At 71.2% G+C, this 16,322-nt stretch carries 14 protein-coding genes; 8 read left to right on the top strand and 6 right to left on the bottom strand.

The annotated features are described in order from the left end of the window. The first annotated feature begins 121 nt into the window (after positions 1 to 121). The gene (locus OG444_RS24740; RefSeq protein WP_327264232.1) at positions 122 to 2,356 is read left to right on the top strand and encodes a SpoIIE family protein phosphatase; all 2,235 of its coding nucleotides are present in this window, start codon (positions 122 to 124) and stop codon (positions 2,354 to 2,356) included. 99 nt (positions 2,357 to 2,455) lie between these two features. Here the strand turns inward: OG444_RS24740 and OG444_RS24735 are convergent, their stop codons facing one another. Beyond that, positions 2,456 to 4,738, bottom strand: coding sequence for a transglycosylase domain-containing protein (locus OG444_RS24735; protein ID WP_327264231.1), 2,283 nt, complete (start codon positions 4,736 to 4,738; stop codon positions 2,456 to 2,458). 232 nt (positions 4,739 to 4,970) lie between these two features. Here OG444_RS24735 and OG444_RS24730 point away from each other — a divergent pair, with 232 nt between their 5' ends. From OG444_RS24730 to OG444_RS24710, 5 genes are all read left to right on the top strand, one after another. Beyond that, entirely contained in the window at positions 4,971 to 5,879 is a 909-nt protein-coding gene (locus tag OG444_RS24730) for an SPFH domain-containing protein (protein ID WP_327264230.1), read from the top strand. After that, positions 5,825 to 6,109, top strand: a complete 285-nt coding sequence (locus tag OG444_RS24725) for a hypothetical protein (protein WP_401273640.1) — start codon at positions 5,825 to 5,827, stop codon at positions 6,107 to 6,109. The genes OG444_RS24730 and OG444_RS24725 overlap by 55 nt, the downstream gene beginning before the upstream one ends. A gap of 174 nt (positions 6,110 to 6,283) precedes the next feature. Beyond that, positions 6,284 to 6,808 (top strand): PadR family transcriptional regulator, encoded by a 525-nt coding sequence (locus OG444_RS24720; protein ID WP_327264229.1) that lies wholly within the window; start codon positions 6,284 to 6,286, stop codon positions 6,806 to 6,808. Beyond that, a complete protein-coding gene (locus OG444_RS24715; RefSeq protein ID WP_327264228.1) occupies positions 6,805 to 7,491 on the top strand; it encodes an ABC transporter ATP-binding protein in 687 nt (228 codons plus the stop codon). The genes OG444_RS24720 and OG444_RS24715 overlap by 4 nt, the downstream gene beginning before the upstream one ends. After that, positions 7,488 to 9,830 (top strand): FtsX-like permease family protein, encoded by a 2,343-nt coding sequence (locus OG444_RS24710; protein ID WP_327264227.1) that lies wholly within the window; start codon positions 7,488 to 7,490, stop codon positions 9,828 to 9,830. Before OG444_RS24715 ends, OG444_RS24710 begins: the two co-directional genes overlap by 4 nt. Before the next feature lie 52 nt (positions 9,831 to 9,882). Here the strand turns inward: OG444_RS24710 and OG444_RS24705 are convergent, their stop codons facing one another. Continuing rightward, positions 9,883 to 10,830, bottom strand: a complete 948-nt coding sequence (locus OG444_RS24705) for a hydrogen peroxide-inducible genes activator (protein WP_327264226.1) — start codon at positions 10,828 to 10,830, stop codon at positions 9,883 to 9,885. 135 nt (positions 10,831 to 10,965) lie between these two features. Here OG444_RS24705 and OG444_RS24700 point away from each other — a divergent pair, with 135 nt between their 5' ends. Together OG444_RS24700 and OG444_RS24695 are read left to right on the top strand one after the other, a co-directional pair. After that, the gene (locus OG444_RS24700) at positions 10,966 to 11,520 is read left to right on the top strand and encodes a peroxiredoxin (protein ID WP_327264225.1); all 555 of its coding nucleotides are present in this window, start codon (positions 10,966 to 10,968) and stop codon (positions 11,518 to 11,520) included. 3 nt (positions 11,521 to 11,523) lie between these two features. After that, positions 11,524 to 12,060 (top strand): alkyl hydroperoxide reductase, encoded by a 537-nt coding sequence (locus tag OG444_RS24695; RefSeq protein ID WP_327264224.1) that lies wholly within the window; start codon positions 11,524 to 11,526, stop codon positions 12,058 to 12,060. A gap of 61 nt (positions 12,061 to 12,121) precedes the next feature. Here the strand turns inward: OG444_RS24695 and OG444_RS24690 are convergent, their stop codons facing one another. The 4 genes from OG444_RS24690 to OG444_RS24675 all read right to left on the bottom strand — a co-directional run bounded on the left by OG444_RS24690 (position 12,122) and on the right by OG444_RS24675 (position 15,960). Continuing rightward, entirely contained in the window at positions 12,122 to 12,847 is a 726-nt protein-coding gene (locus OG444_RS24690) for a hypothetical protein (protein ID WP_327264223.1), read from the bottom strand. Between the two features lie 11 nt (positions 12,848 to 12,858). Further along, complete coding sequence (locus OG444_RS24685; protein WP_327264222.1) at positions 12,859 to 13,575, bottom strand: hypothetical protein; 717 nt, start codon at positions 13,573 to 13,575, stop codon at positions 12,859 to 12,861. Positions 13,576 to 13,728: 153 nt separating this feature from the next. After that, a complete protein-coding gene (locus OG444_RS24680) occupies positions 13,729 to 15,120 on the bottom strand; it encodes an AI-2E family transporter (RefSeq protein WP_327264221.1) in 1,392 nt (463 codons plus the stop codon). Positions 15,121 to 15,258: 138 nt separating this feature from the next. Then, the gene (locus OG444_RS24675; protein ID WP_327264220.1) at positions 15,259 to 15,960 is read right to left on the bottom strand and encodes a transglycosylase SLT domain-containing protein; all 702 of its coding nucleotides are present in this window, start codon (positions 15,958 to 15,960) and stop codon (positions 15,259 to 15,261) included. Between the last annotated feature and the right edge of the window lie 362 nt (positions 15,961 to 16,322).

Here is a 16,322-nt window from a genome sequence, read left to right as displayed (position 1 = left end):
CGGGCGACAAGTTTGGGCGAGGAACCTCGGGGCGATGGTGCCCGGGCCGCTGAGCGGGTATACCGCGACTGACCGAGTTGAGTGCAGCGCACATCGAGCGCAGACGGACGGAAATCCACGCGTGACGGAGTACCCCACCTCCCAGGAGGGCCCGCAGCCCGTCGCCTCCGGCGGAGGTACGGACGAGGCCGGCCACGGCAAGGCGCCCATCGCCGCTGCCGAGGCCGTACGCACGCATGCGCCGGGCACGGGCGCGGAGCCGGGCGGCATGACCGCCGCGGCCTCCGACGCGCGGGCGGCCCGCTCGGCGGCGGGCACGGGCGGCGGGCTCCCCCGGCCCCGTGGTGCCGCGTCGGCGGACGTGCCGGCCGCCGCGGACTCCGGAGCGGGCCAGGTGCCGGGCCAGAGCCCCGTACAGGGCCAGATCCCGGGTCCGGGTCCGGGTCCGGGACACGACAACGCCCGCCCGCGGGACGGTGACGCCCCTGCGGGGGCGGGCTCCGGTTCCGGTGGGGCCGGCCGCCACGGGGGCGGCGGGCCCGCAATACCGGGCGGGAGCACCCCGGAGGCGACCGCCGCACGCCGCGAAGGGGACCGGCTGCGCTTCGTCGGCGCCGCCACGCGGCGCATCGCCCGCGGCATCGACCTCGACGAGATCGTGCTGGGCCTGTGCCGGGCCACCGTGCCGACCTTCTCCGACGCCATCCTCGTCTACCTGCGCGACCCGCTCCCGGTCGGCGACGAACGGCCCGTCGGCCCGGTCGTTTTAAGGCTCCGGCGCACAGACCGGCTCCGGCCGATCGACGACCTGACGGACATGAGCAGCACGATCGGCGCGGGGATGGACCTCGCCGGGGCCGCGGGGGCCACCGGCGAGCTCGACTTCAGCCAGTTGCCGCTGGTCGGCCCGCAGGGTGACCTGCCCGCGGCCGAGCTGTGCGAGATCCGGCCCGGCGGCGCGCTCGCCGAGGTGCTGCGCGGCGTACGGCCCGTCTTCGGTTCCTCCGCCGCCGCCCGGGCCGCGCTGCCCGAGCTGCTCGGCCTGGACCACCCGCTGCCGCGCGGCAACCGGGCCGTCCTCGCGCCCCTGCGCGGCCGCCGCCGGGTGATCGGCGCCGCCGTCTTCCTGCGCAGCCCCGAGCGTCCCGCCTTCGAGCAGAACGACCTCCTGGTCGCCGCCCAGCTGGCCACCCACACCGCGCTCGGCATCGACAAGGCGGTCCTGTACGGCCGCGAGGCCTACATCGCCGACGAGTTGCAGCGCACGATGCTGCCGGACAGCCTGCCGCAGCCCACCGGGGTGCGCCTCGCCTCCCGCTACCTGCCCGCGGCCGAGACGGCGCGCGTCGGCGGCGACTGGTACGACGCCATACCGCTGCCCGGCAGCCGGGTCGCGCTCGTCGTCGGCGACGTCATGGGCCACTCCATGACCTCCGCCGCGATCATGGGCCAGCTGCGCACGACCGCGCAGACCCTGGCGCAGCTGGACCTGCCGCCCGCCGAGGTCCTGCACCACCTGGACGAGCAGGCGCAGCGCCTCGGCTCCGACCGGATGGCCACCTGCCTGTACGCCGTCTACGACCCCGTCGCGCACCGGATCACCATCGCCAACGCCGGCCACCCGCCGCCGGTGCTGCTGCACCTGGGCGGCCGCGCGGAGGTGCTGCGCGTGCCGCCCGGCGCCCCCATCGGCGTCGGCGGTGTGGACTTCGAGGCCGTGGAGCTGGACGCGCCCGCCGGGGGCACCCTGCTGCTCTACACCGACGGCCTGGTGGAGTCGCGCCTGCGGGACGTGTGGACCGGCATCGAGCAGCTCCGCGAGCGTCTCGCCACCACCGCCCAGCTGACCGGCCTGGACCATCCGCCGCCGCTGGAGGCGCTCTGCGACGACGTTCTGGACATGCTCGGTCCGGGCGACCGGGACGACGACATCGCGCTGCTCGCTGCCCGGTTCGACGGGATCGCGCCGAGTGATGTCGCGTACTGGTTCCTGGACCCGGAGGAGACCGCCCCGGGCCGGGCCCGCCGGTTCGCCCGCCGCGCCCTGACCCGATGGGGCCTGGAGGAGCTGAGCGACTCGCTGGAGCTCCTGGTGAGCGAGGTGGTCACCAATGCCGTCCGGTACGCGGAGCGGCCCGTCACGCTACGCCTGCTGCGTACGGACGTACTGCGCTGCGAGGTCGGCGACGACTCCCCGCAGCTGCCCCGCCAGCGCCGCGCGCGGGACACCGACGAGGGCGGCCGCGGCCTGTTCCTGGTGAACCGGATGGCCCGCCGCTGGGGCGCGACGCGGCTCAGCAGCGGAAAGGTCGTCTGGTTCGAGCTGTCGCTGCCGACGACGGCCGAGCGGCGCTGACCGCACGACCACGAGAACGCCGCCGCCCCCCGGCCTTCGAGGCCGGGGGGCGGCGGTGCGTTCAGGTGCCCGGCGTTCGCGCGCCTGGCGTTCGGGTGCCTAGCGCTCGGGCACCAGCGGCGGGTCCGGCGGCTTCGGAACGCCGGTCTTGGTCGCGGTGGGCGACGGCGACGTCGTCGGGGTCGGCGACGTACCGGACTTGGTCGGGGTCGGCGACGGAGAGGTCGTCGGGGACTGCGGCGCGCTGCTGCTGGCCGCCGGGGCGCTGGACGACGCGCTCGCCGAGGGCGTCGGCGAGGCGCTGCGGGACGGCGTCTGCACGGCGCCCATCTCCGCTTCCTTCAGGTCGAACGTGTCGGTGTCCCCGCCCTTGAGGACGGCGAGGGTGTACGCCTTCCAGATCGAGGCCGGGAAGCTGGAACCGCCCGCGCGCCCCAGGCCGGCGGTGCCGGTCAGGGTGACCTGGTTGTGGGTGGTGGGGTCCTCGCCGAACATCGCGACGACCGTGACCAGCTCCGGCGTGTAGCCGGTGAACCAGCCCGCCACGTTGGACTCGGTGGTACCGGTCTTGCCGGCGGCCTCGTAGCTGCCGCTGCGGACCTTGTTGCCGGAGCCGCCCTCGTCGTTGACGACGCCCGTGAGGACCTTGGTGACGGTGTCGGCGGTCTTGCGGCTGATGGCCTGGCTGCCGACGGCCGGTTCGGGGGTGAACTTGAGGTCCTTGTGCTCGGCCTTCTTGATGATGGTCGGCCTGACCTTCTTGCCGTGGTTGTCGAGGGTGGCGTACACGCCCGCCATCTCCACGGTGTTGGCGCTCATGGTGCCCAGGGCCATGGCCGGCTTGTCCTCGGGCCAGCCGTCGCGGTCCTGCATGCCGAGGGCCAGGGCCGTCTTCTTCACCGCCGGCGGCTTCACGTCCACGATCATCTGCGCGTAGACGGAGTTGACCGAGTAGTTCGTCGCTTCCTGGATCGAGATCATCGGATCGCCGAAGTTCTTGTTGTCCTGGTTCTGCGGGTTGAACGGGATCTTGCTGCCGACGACCTGGCGCTTGCTCGTGCCGTCGTAGAGGGTGTTCGGGGTGATCGGCTTGCCGTCCTGGGTCTTCGACCCGTTCTCCAGGGCGGACGCGAGCACGATCGGCTTGAAGGTCGAGCCCGGCTGGTAGTCGGTGCGCAGGGCGTTGCTCTGGTCCTTCTGCTCCAGGCCCTGGCCGCCGTACATCGCGACGATCGCGCCGGTCTTCGCGTCCACGGAGGTCGCGCCGGCCTGGACGCTCTGGTCCTGCGGCCTGCCCTTGGTGTCCTTGCGGTCGAGCTTGGACTCCAGCTCGTCCTGGACCGCTTTCTCCAGCGCCGCCTGCTTCGCCTTGTCGATGTTGAGCGTGATGTTCCAGCCGCCGGCCGTGATCTGGTCGGCTTTGATGCCCTGCTTGTCCAACTCGTCGTTGGCGGCCTGGACGAGGTAGCCCTTCTGGCCGTCCATGCCCGGGCGAGGCTTGGGCTTGATGGGCTCCTGGAAGGCCAGGGTCTTGCGCTTGGCCTCGTCCAGCTTGCCCATCTCGACCATGTTGTCGAGCACGGCGTTGAAGCGGATCATGACGAGCCGCTTGCCGTTCGGGCCGGCGGTCGCCCAGTCGTACTGGCTGGGGGCCTGGATGACGGCGGCGAGGTAGGCGCCCTGTTCCAGCGTCAGCTTGTCGGCGTCGACGCCGTAGTAGGCCTGGGCCGCGGCCTGGATGCCGTACGCGTTGCGGCCGTAGAAGTTGGTGTTCAGGTAGCCGACGAGGATGTCGTCCTTCTCCATGCGCTGGTCGACCTTGATCGCGATCACCATCTCGCGGATCTTGCGCGTCGGGGACTGGTCCTGCGTCAGGTAGTAGTTCTTGACGTACTGCTGGGTGATGGTCGAGCCACCGGCCGTGCCCTTGCCCCGGAGCGTGTTGAACAGGCCTCGGGCCACGCCCACCACGTCGACGCCGCCGTCCTTGTAGAAGGACTTGTTCTCGATGGCGATGAACGCGGTGCGGACGTCCGGCGGGATCTTGTCGATCGGCACGATCTCGCGGTTCGTCGCGCCGGTACGGGCCATGATCGAACCGTCGGAGTACTGGTAGGTGTTGCTCTGGAGCGTGGCCTGGGCGTTCGGGTCGGTGGGCTCGTTCACCGAGAAGTACAGGATGATCGCCGCTGCCATGAAGAGCAGGGTCAGGCCGAGGAACGTTCCGACGACCTTCTTCCAGGTGAAGAAGCGGCGTATGCCGGTGCGTTTACCGGTACTTCCGCTTCCGCTTCCGCTTTCCTCGGTGCCCTTCGCGCGTCCGCTCGGCGCACGCCGCGCACCGCGCTGCTGCTGCGCCTTACGCACTTCTGCTCGGCCCATCGCTCCCGCTCCGCTCGATTACCCCCCCGACGTCAGCTCAGAAAGCTAACACCGCAGGCTGTGTCAAAAGTTGGCCAACCGCGACTAATTACGGTCATTTCGGACGTGAGAATCAGCACCCACATCACTGGAACCGACGCCCACCTAAGCGGAAGGGTTGCTGTAGCGCAAAAAAGTGATATCACTTTGCTAGAAGGTTCGACCGACCGTGAACCGAGAAACGGGGCAAACCATGACGAACGAAAACGCTACCCCTGACGGAGTACGGGAGTTCACCGCGCACAGTGTCGGCGGCGGCCTGGCGCTGCTGCTCGGACTGGCGGGTCTGCTGGCGGGCGCGGGCCTGATCGCGGCCGGCGCGACGATGGCCGGCATCGCGGCCAAGGTGACCCTGATAGCGGTCGGCGTACTCGTGGGCCTCGCCTCCGTGATCGCGATGTGCGGGCTGAACACGGTGGCGCCGGGCGAGGCCCGCGTCGTCCAGCTGTTCGGCCGCTACAAGGGCACCGTCCGCACCGACGGGCTGCGCTGGGTCAACCCGCTGACCTCCCGCGCGAAGATCTCCACCCGGGTGCGCAATCACGAGACGGCCGTCCTGAAGGTCAATGACGCCTACGGCAACCCGATCGAGCTGGCGGCGGTCGTCGTGTGGCGGGTCGAGGACACCGCGCGGGCCATCTTCGAGGTCGAGGACTTCACGGAGTTCGTGGAGACACAGACCGAGGCGGCGGTCCGGCACATCGCCATCGAGTACCCCTACGACGCCCACGACGAGGGCGGCCTGTCGCTGCGCGGGAATGCCGAGGAGATCACCGAGAAGCTCGCGGTCGAGCTGCACGCACGCGTGGAGGCGGCCGGAGTGCAGATCATCGAGTCCCGCTTCACGCATCTCGCGTACGCTCCTGAGATCGCCTCCGCGATGCTCCAGCGCCAGCAGGCGGGCGCGGTCGTGGCGGCCCGCAAGCAGATCGTGGAAGGGGCGGTGGGCATGGTCGAACTGGCACTGACCCGCCTCGCGGAGCAGGACATCGTGGACCTGGACCCCGAGCGCAAGGCGGCCATGGTCTCGAACCTGATGGTCGTGCTCTGCGGCGACCGCGCCGCCCAGCCGGTGGTCAACACGGGGACCCTCTACCAGTGACCCCCGGCGGCGAGGAGAAACCGGCGGGCCGGCAGGCGCGCAAGCAGGTGCTGCTGCGCCTCGACCCGCAGGTGTACGACGCACTGGCCCGCTGGGCGGGCGAAGAACTGCGCAGCGCCAACGCGCAGATCGAGTTCCTGCTCCGCCGGGCCCTCGCCGAGGCCGGCCGCCTCCCCTCGGCCCCCGGCCCCATCCCGCGCCGGGGACGCCCCCCGAAGCCCACGGACTGACCCGCATCCCGCATCCCGCACGCCCGGCGGGGCCGCAATCCACGGCCCCTCCGGGCGTGCGGCGTTCTCCGGATCCGCGAACCCCGGCAGGCCCCGACAGCCCCGGCAGGCCCCGACAGCCCCCGACAGCCCGTCTATACACTCCGCGTATACACACCGTGTACAGTCGTCGTCATGTCCATCGGTCACACCCTCCTGGGCCTCCTCGAGGCCGGCCCGCGCCACGGCTACGACCTCAAGCGCGCCTTCGACGAAAAGTTCGGCCACGACCGGCCCCTCGCGTACGGGCAGGTCTACTCGACCATGTCCCGCCTCCTGAAGAACGGCCTCGTCGAAGTCGACGCCGTGGAGAGCGGCGGCGGTCCCGAACGCAAGCGGTACGCCATCACCGACGCCGGCATCACCGACGTCGAGGCCTGGCTCTCGCAGCCCGAGAAGCCCGAGCCCTACCTCCACTCGACCCTCTACACCAAGGTCGTCCTCGCCCTGCTCACCGGCCGCCGCGCCGACGAGCTGCTGGACACCCAGCGCGCCGAGCACCTGCGCCTGATGCGCGCCCTGACCACCCGAAAGCGCAAGGGCGACCTCGCCGACCAGCTCGTCTGCGACCACGCCCTCTTCCACCTGGAAGCGGACCTGCGCTGGCTGGAGCTCACCGCCGCCCGCCTCGACCAGCTCGCCCAGGAGGTACGCCGATGACCCCGGCCGGAACCCTGCTCGCCGCCACGGACCTGCGCAAGGCGTACGGTCCCACCCACGCACTGGACGGCGCCGAGTTCTCCATCCACCCCGGCGAGGTCGTCGCCGTCATGGGTCCCTCCGGCTCCGGCAAGTCGACGCTGCTGCACTGCCTCGCCGGCATCGTCACCCCGGACTCCGGCTCCATCACGTACGCCGGGCGCGAGCTCACCGCCATGAACGACGCCGAGCGCAGCGAGCTGCGCCGCACCGAGTTCGGCTTCGTCTTCCAGTTCGGGCAGCTCGTACCGGAGTTGACCTGCGTGGAGAACGTCGCGCTCCCGCTACGACTGGCCGGCGTCAAGCGCAAGGAGGCCGAACGCAGCGCCCTGGACTGGATGGAGCGCCTCCAGGTCGAGGACCTCGGCGCCAAGCGGCCCGGCGAGATATCCGGCGGCCAGGGCCAGCGCGTGGCCGTCGCCCGCGCCCTGGTCACCCGCCCCCGGGTGATCTTCGCGGACGAGCCCACCGGTGCACTCGACTCCCTCAACGGGGAGCTCGTGATGCAGCTGCTCACCGAGGCCGCCCGGTCCGCGAGCTCCGCCCTCGTGCTCGTCACCCACGAGGCGCGCGTGGCCGCGTACTCCGACCGCGAGATCGTCGTGCGCGACGGGAAGTCCCGCGACATGGAGCGGATCGTATGAGCCGGCTCCGGGTCTGGACCCGCGACCTCGGCATGGGTGCCCGCTTCGCCTTCGGCGGCGGCCGCGAGGGGTGGATCCGCACCGTGCTCACCGGCGTCGGCGTCGGTCTCGGCGTGGCCCTGCTGCTGATCTCCACCGCCCTGCCCAGTGCGCTCACCGCCCGCTACGAACGCGGCGACGCGCGCTCCACGATCGAAGCCGTGAGGGCCGAACAGCCCGGCCGCGACACCCTGTTGGTCAAGCGCGCCGACCAGACGTACCGCGGCTCGGAGATCCTGGGCTCCTTCCTGCGGGCCGAGGGACCGGACGCCCCCGTGCCGCCCGGCCTGGAGAAGGTCCCCGCCGCGGGCGAGCTGGCCGTCTCCCCCGCACTGGAACAGCTGCTGGACTCCCCTGACGGCGAGCGGCTGCGCGAGCGCCTCGGCGGGCGGATCTCCGAGATCATCGGCGACTCGGGCCTGATGGGCCCCGGTGAGCTCCTCTTCTACTCCGGCAGCGACCGCCTGCAGAAGACCGGCCCCGAGCAGTACGCCGTCCTGCGGATCACCGACTTCGCCCCCGCCAAGGAACGCGATCAGCTCGACCCGGTGCTCATGCTGCTGGTGGTGCTGACCTTCGTCGCGCTGCTGCTGCCGGTCGCCGTGCTCATCGCCGCCGCGGCGCGCTCCGGCGGTGAGCGCCGCGACCTGCGGCTCGCAGCCCTGCGGCTGGTCGGCGCCGACGCCCGGACGGTCCGCCGGATCGCCGCCGGGGAGGCCCTCGCCGGGTCCCTGGTCGGACTGGTCCTGGGCATCGGCTTCTTCGCCGTCGGCCGTGAACTCGCCGGCAGCTTCACCCTCCGCCAGCGCAGCGTCTTCCCCGCCGACCTGGATCCGTCGGTGGCGCTGGCCGCCCTGGTCGCGCTCGTGGTGCCCCTGGCTGCGGTCGCCGTGACCCTGTTCGCCCTGCGCGGCGTGATCATCGAGCCGCTGGGCATCGTCCGCACGGTCACACCGCGCGGACGACGCATCTGGTGGCGGCTGCTGCTGCCGCTGGGCGGACTGGGCCTGCTCGTCCCGCTGATGGGCCGCGGCAAGGAGGGCGGGGACTTCAACCGCTGGCAGGTCAGCGCCGGCGTGTCCCTGCTCCTCGTCGCCATCACCGCGCTGCTGCCCTGGCTGCTGGAGCGGCTCGTGTCCCGGCTCTCCGGCGGCCCGCTGTCCTGGCAGCTGGCCGTCCGGCGCCTGCAGCTGACCGGCGGCGGCACGGCCCGGCTGGCCAACGGCGTCGCCGTCGCCGTCGCCGGGGCCATCGCCCTGCAGATGCTCTTCGCCGGCGTCCAGAGCGACTACATCGCGGCCACCGGCCAGGACCCGGGCCGGGCGGCGCTCACGATCAGCCTGCCCCCGGGCCACGAGGACATGGGTGACCTCCCCGCGAGGGTCGCCGCTGCCGAGGGCGTCGTCGCAGCCGTACCGCTGACCTCCGTCTACGGGTACCGCCCGGGCCTCGACGGGGACCGCAGGACCCGGATCACCATCGGCACCTGCGAGGGACTGCGCGAGGTCGCCGCACTGGACTCCTGCGCGGACGGCGATGCCTTCGTGCTCACCGGTTCCACCTCCGAGGATTCCGGCGTCTACGGTTCCCCGCCGAAGCCGGGCGAGAAGCTGTCCGTCGACCGCATATTCGGCGCCGAGGCCGACGACAGGACCGTCGAATGGACCTTCCCGGCCGGGGCCCGGACGGTCGCCAGCCGGGAGGACCCGACCGGTGAGGTCCGCGACGGGGTCCTGGTGACCCCCTCGCTGTCCCCCCGGGACGTGGGCGCGGCCCAGAACGCACAGGTGTTCGTCCAGGTCGACGAGTCCGTGCCGGACGCTTTGGACAACGTCCGCACCGCCGCCTTCAAGGCCAATCCCCTCAGCCGCACGCTGACGCTCAAGTACACGAAGGAGAATGCCGGTTACTCCACGATCCGCACCGGACTGTTCTTCGGGGCGACCGGCGTGCTGATCCTGATCGGCACCAGCCTGCTGGTCTCGCAGCTGGAGCAGCTGCGCGAGCGCAAGAGGCTGCTTCCGGCCCTGGTCGCCTTCGGCACCAGGCGCTCCACCCTGAGCCTGTCGGTGCTGTGGCAGACGGCCCTGCCGATCGGGCTGGGCCTGGCCCTGGCCGTGGTGGTGGGCGTGGGGCTGGGGGCCGTGCTGATGCGGATGACCGACCGGCCCGTCCGGATCGACTGGTCCTCGGTCGCGGCGATGACCGGTGTCGGCGCGGGTCTGGTCGCCGTAGTGACCCTGCTCAGCCTGCCGGCTCTGCTGCGCCTGATGCGCCCGGACGGCCTGCGTACGGAGTGACCCTCCGGGGCGCGGGCCGCAGGGCCCAGTCCGCCCGTTCCCGGACGGCTCCCTAGTCGGTCGGCCACACCGGGAGCGGTCGGACGGCTTCCCGCAGCGCCGCGGCGATCGCCCTGAACTCCTCCTGCCGGGCGGTCCCGGTGCGCATGGCCAGGGCGATCCGCCGGGAGGGCACGGGCTCGGCGAAGTACCCGGTGGACAGGTACTCGTTGCGGGCGGTCTCCAGCCGCAGCGCGGTCCGCGGCAACAGCGTCACGCCCAGTCCCCCGGCGACCAGCTGTACGAGTGTGGACAGGCCCGCGGCGGTCGTCGTGACGTCCGCCCCGGTCGTCCGCCCCGCCTCCCGGCAGATGTCGAGGGCCTGGTCCCGCAGGCAGTGCCCTTCGTCGAGCAGGAGCAGCTGCAGTCCGCGCAGCTCCTCCAGCGGAATGTCCCGGCGCCCGGCCAGCGCGTGCTCCCGGGGTGCGAGCAGGACGAAGTCCTCGTCGAAGACGGGCAGTTCGGTCACCCCGGGGACCCCCAGCGGCACCGCCAGCAGGAGCAGGTCCAGGCGTCCGCCACCGAGCCCCTCCAGCAGCGAGGCGGTCTGCTCCTCGTGCACCTGGAGGTCCATCCGCGGGTAGCGCCGGTGGAACAGTCCGAGCACGGTCGGCAGCAGGTAGGGCGCCACCGTGGGGATCACCCCGAGCCGCAGCACCCCGGTGAAGGGCGCCCGTACGGCCTCGGCCTCCTCCAGCAGCCCGCCCATGGCGTCGAGCACCACCTGAGCCCGCGCCGCGATCCGTTCGCCCGCCGGGGAGAGCAGCACCTTGCGGGTGGTGCGCTCCAGCAGCTGCACCCCGAGGGCCTCCTCCAGTGCGGAGACGGATCCGGAGAGCGCCGGCTGGCTCATGCCGATGGCCGCTGCGGCGTCCCGGAAGTGCAGGTGCTCGGCGACCGCCGCGAAGGCGCGCAGCTGCGCGAGCGTGGGTTGCTTGGCTCCCCTATTACCGACAGCCACTGATAGGCACCTCCGATCACCAGCCACAAGAGTAGCTATTTCTGTAATCAATGCAGGTGTGTCAGCATGTGAGATACGTCCAACCCCGTCGGAAAACCCCCAAAAGGGTTATTTTCCACTGCATTAGGAGAGCGCGTGCTCACTGTTGGTGACAAGTTCCCCGCCTTCGACCTGACCGCTTGCGTCTCGCTCGAGGCCGGTTCCGAGTTCGCGCAGATCGACCACAAGACCTACGAGGGCAAGTGGAAGGTCATCTTCGCGTGGCCGCTGGACTTCACCTTCGTGTGCCCGACCGAGATCGCCGCCTTCGGCAAGCTGAACGAGGAGTTCGCCGACCGCGACGCACAGGTCCTCGGCTTCTCGCTCGACTCCGAGTACGTGCACCACGCCTGGCGCAAGGACCACGCCGACCTGCGTGACCTGCCCTTCCCGATGATGTCCGACATCAAGCGCGAGCTGTCGGCCGAGCTGGGCATCCTGGGCGAGGACGGCCTGCCGATGCGCGCCGTCTTCATCGTGGACCAGAACAACGAGATCCAGTTCTCGATGGTGACCGCCGGTTCCGTGGGCCGTAACCCCAAGGAGGTCCTGCGGGTCCTCGACGCCCTGCAGACCGACGAGCTGTGCCCGTGCAACTGGAACAAGGGCGACAGCACCATCGACGCCGGCGCGCTGCTGGCCGGTGAGTGACGGATGTCCCTCGACTCCCTGAAGTCGGCCATACCGGACTTCGCCAAGGACCTGAAGCTGAACCTCGGTTCGGTCATCGGCAACAGCGACCTCCCGCAGCAGCAGCTGTGGGGCACGGTCCTGTCCTGCGCGATCGCCGCCCGTTCCGCTCGTGTCCTGCGTGAGCTGGAGCCCGAGGCGAAGGCGAACCTCTCGCCGGAGGCGTACACCGCCGCCAAGTCCGCCGCCGCGGTCATGGCGATGAACAACGTCTTCTACCGCACCCGGCACCTGCTCTCCGACCCGGAGTACGGCACGCTGCGCGCGGGCCTGCGGATGAACGTCATCGGCAACCCGGGCGTGGAGAAGGTCGACTTCGAGCTGTGGTCGCTCGCGGTCTCCGCGATCAACGGCTGCGGCCAGTGCCTGGACTCGCACGAGCAGGTCCTGCGCAAGGCGGGCGTCGACCGCGAGACGATCCAGGAGGCCTTCAAGATCGCCTCGGTGATCCAGGCCGTCGCCGTCACCCTCGACGCCGAGGCCGCCCTCGCCGCCGAGTAACGGCACCGCGTACGACGACACAGGGCTCCGGGACCGGAAACGGTCCCGGGGCCCTGTGCGTTCAGCCCGTGCGCAGCGCGGTCATCAGCGCGCGCATGTCCTCGACCACCGCCGCGACGAGGACATCCCGGTCGGGGTGGGGCAGGGGGGTCACCGTGGGGTCGGGGCCGTCCTCGCCGAAAGACCTGAAGATCATCACGTCGACGGTGAAGACCGCTCCGCCGTCCCGGACCCGCAGCCGCAGTCCGTCACCTCTCTGGTCGCGGGTGACGAGGGCCTGCTCCCCGAGGCCGGGCACCGATTCCCACCCTTCGCCGTCGGGGCCGAACCATCTGCTGGAGGGGGTGTCGAGTGCGAACTCGACCGACGGATCGGTCTTCCTGTGCAGTTCGACCATGGCCCTGACGTCGACGCTCCCGGCAGAAGCGTTCGCCCGGTCCCTGCTGCGGCTGCACGCCGCCCAGTCGAGCGCCGGATGCCGGCCGCCCGCCTGGGGGGCGGTCTCCGTGAGGCCGCCCATCAGCTCGCCCAGCACTGGGGCCGCGAACGGGGCGCACAGGTCGTCCACCACCCGGTAGTGGACCTCCGGTTCGGCCAGGCGGTGGCCGTAGGCGTACAGCCCGCCCGCCCACAGCGCGGAGGTGACCACGACCGCGCCCGCCACCCACCACCACGGCCGCGCCCGCCTCCGGGCCGGTACGGGCTCGCTCGCCACGACCTCCTGTGCGGGACCGGCCTGGCCGGCCGCCGGCCCCCACTCCCCGTCGAGCTCGGGCTCCCCGATCACGCCCGCCCCCCCTACTGCTCCTTGAGCGCTGCGATCAGCGCGCGCATGTCCTCGATCATCGCCGCCTGGACCGCGTCGGCGTCAGTAGCCGGTCGGCCGTTCTTCTCCCCGAGGGTGTAGGCGCCCACTTCCAGGGTGAACACCACGCCGCCGTCCAGCACTCTGAGGTTCAGCGAGGTGTCGGTCGGCATCACGGTCATCACTGCGCGCTCCCCGAGGTCCGGCACCGCCGCGGTGCGCCCGGCACCCGCCCAGGCGATGTTGCCGGGCACCGGGACGTCGAACTCGCCCGAGGGATCGGTCTTCTTGTGCAGCTCGACCCGTGCCTCCACGAGGAAGTCCGTCGCCACCCCGTCCTGCCCGGCGTTCTCCAGGACACACCGTGCCGTGTACACGGCCGGGTGGTCGCTCTCGTGGTTCACCGGCCTCTGCTTGTGCATGTCCCCGGTGATCCCGCTCAGCGCCTGGGCCCGGAAGTCCTCGCACAGGTTCTCAGGCGCCCGGTAGGAGATCTCGGGCCCGGCCGTCAGGTCCCCCGAGGCGTACAGCCCGCCGGCCCAGACCGCCGATGCGACCAGGGCGCCGCCCAGCGCCCACAGCCACGGACGCGGGCCCGCGCCTGCCGCCGTCCGCTCGCGCGCGGCGGGTTGCTCCGCCGGCCGGCCCGACCGCGCCGGCTCCAACGACTCGGTCTTCCACTCCTCGTCGAGCTCCGGATCGGTGATCATGCCTGTCCCCCAGTGGTCCCTGTTTCCGCAGCGCAGTCACCAGGACGCGCATCCATTCGATCATTGCAGCCCTGATCGACGGAATACTCGGTTCCGCTGAGGGGTGTGCGGGCTCACCTGCCCACAGCACGGCAGGTGCGCCCAGGGCACCGGCTAGAACGTGGTGGTGCCCTCGCGGTCGGGTACCGCGTTCAGGGCAGTCGAGCCGTGCGGGGCCGGGCCGACCATTCCGGCTCCGAGGTGGTGCTGGTCGCGCGAGTACGCCTTCAGATATCCCACCACCGTGTTGGTGACGGCCACCAGCGGTACGGCGACGACGGCGCCGCCGATGCCCGCGATCATCCCGCCGGCGGCCACCGAGAGCACCACCGCGAGCGGGTGCACCCGTACCGCCCTGCCCAGGATGAAGGGCTGGAGCACGTGGCCCTCGATCTGCTGCACCGCCAGCACCACCAGCAGCACCATCAGGGCGGTGAACACGCCCTGCGTCACGAGTGCCACGACCACCGCGAGGGCTCCCGACACCACGGCGCCGACCAGCGGGATGAAGGCGAACAGGAAGATGAAGACGGCCAGCGGCACCGCCATCGGCACGTCCAGGAAGTAGATGCCGAGGCCGATGAAGATGGCGTCGATGAGGGCGACGATGACCGTGCCGCGCACGTACGCGGTCAGCGTGCGCCAGGCGCGCGGACCGGCGCCGGCGACACCCGCCCGGGCGGCGGCCGGGACCAGGCCCAGCGCCCAGTTCCAGATGCGCTTGCCGTCGTAGAGCAGGAAGAGCGTGGAGAACATCGCGAGCAGAATGCCCGTCAGGACCTCGACGAGCACCGTCACGCCCTGCAGTCCGGCGGAGGTGATCTGCTCGGTGTTGGTGCCGATGGTCTCGCTGAGGTTCTTCGCGATGTCGTTGATCTGCTTCTCGGTCACGTGGAACGGACTGTCCAGTGCCCAGAGCTTGAGTTCGTTGATGCCGTCGCGGACCCGGTCGGAGAGGTCGTCGAGGTTCTCCATGACCTGCCAGACCACGAACCAGCCGACGAGCCCGATGACGACGAAGCCGAGGATCGCCGTGACGGCCGTGGCCAGACCGCGCGGCAGGCCCAGCCGGCGCAGCCGGACCACGAAGGGCTGGAGCATCGCCGTGACGAGCATGGCGGCGGCGAAGGCGAGGACCACCAGGCGGACTTCGCTGATCACCTTCATCAGCACCCAGAGCATCCCGGCGAGCAGCAGCAGCCGCCAGCTGGCCTCGGCGGCGACGCGCATCCCCCAGGGGACGACGCTCGCCGGGTCGGGGCGCGTGGGCACGGCCGGCTTGACGGGGTGGGGCGCGGGGATCGCGGGCGGTACGACGGGCGGCGCGGGGACGGTCAGCACCGCGGCCGGCGCCTCGGTCGCCGCCGGTGCTCCCGCAGGCCCGGTGCGGCCCGACAGGTCGCCACTGGTCTCGGCCTCGACCTCGGCGCGCCGCTCGTTGAGCCGCGCCTCCATCCGGTTCAGCCTGTTCCCGAGCCGGCCGAGCCAGCCTTCCCTGTTCGCCATGTCGCTTTCCTTCCCCCGCCCCCGGTCTGCGGGCTCACCTCGAAGACCGTACACGCGAGGAGCCCCGCACCGTAGGACGGTGCGGGGCTCCCCCGGGTTGAGCAGCGGTACGGCAGCGCAGCCCGCTGCCGCGGTCCGTCAGTACCAGCCGTTGTTCTGGTGGAAGCTCCAGGCGGCGCAGGGGCTGCCGTAGCGGTCTTCCATGTAGTTCAGGCCCCACTTGATCTGCGTGGCGGGGTTGGTGCGCCAGTCCGCGCCGGCCGAGGCCATCTTCGAACCGGGGAGTGCCTGGACCAGACCGTACGCGCCCGAGGACTTGTTCACGGCCAGGTAGTTCCAGGTGGATTCCTGGTTGATGATGTTCGAGAAGCACTGGAACTGGCCGGCCGGGACCATCTGCTGAGCGATGGCCTTGACCTGCGCGACCGTGTAGGAGCTCTGGAGCGCGAAGTCCCCGGCGTCACGGGCGGAGCGGCTGGCGGCCTGCTCCTTCTCCTCGCGTTCCCTCTTCGCCTTGGCGTCGGCCTCGGCCTTCTCCTTCTCGGCCTCCGCCTTCTTGGACTTGGCGTCCTCGGCGGCCTGGACGCGGGCCGCCTCCTCGATGGAACGCTTGGCGTCGGCATCGGCGGAGTGGGCGATGGCTTCGGCCTGCTGCGTCAGGGACGCGCTCTGGACCTGTGCCTGGTCGCCGACCGGGATGTCGGCAAGGAGAGTCGCGCCGGACGCGGTCGTCTCGAGATCGTTCGTGGGGTCGCCGGTGGCAACGCCCACGACTGCGCCGACGGTGGTGACCGCGGTGGCCGAAGCCACGGCGAACCCCCGGACCGAGATCCGGCTCACACGGTGTCCTTCCAGCAGCGTCCGCAGTGACCGCGCGGCCGCAATAGTGCCCTCGACACTGGCCTCCGTGGTTCTACGGTCACTGGAGGCGCGGGCCCGTGGGCAACTCCCTTGCGGGGGCTGCCGCGTGAAGCTCCGGGCGGCATACGGCGATCGACTGTGGAGTTGTGGTGCTGCGCGTACCTCACGAGAGATACAGATATGCCGTATGCGGGGCCTGACGGAAACCAGACTCTGCCGGAACGCGACACCGCAAGGCAATTCTCCGTTGCGTGTGAAAGGTCACACCTGGCATGTCGCCACTGATTTGAACAAACACCTGTGCAGCAGGACGCCGCCCGGCTAGGCTCTGCGGCCTTTGC

Source organism: Streptomyces sp. NBC_01232 (assembly GCF_035989885.1).
In the GTDB taxonomy this organism is placed as follows: domain Bacteria; phylum Actinomycetota; class Actinomycetes; order Streptomycetales; family Streptomycetaceae; genus Streptomyces.
Note: the sequence above shows the minus strand (reverse complement) of the source record. Positions and strands in the feature narration are given on the sequence as shown.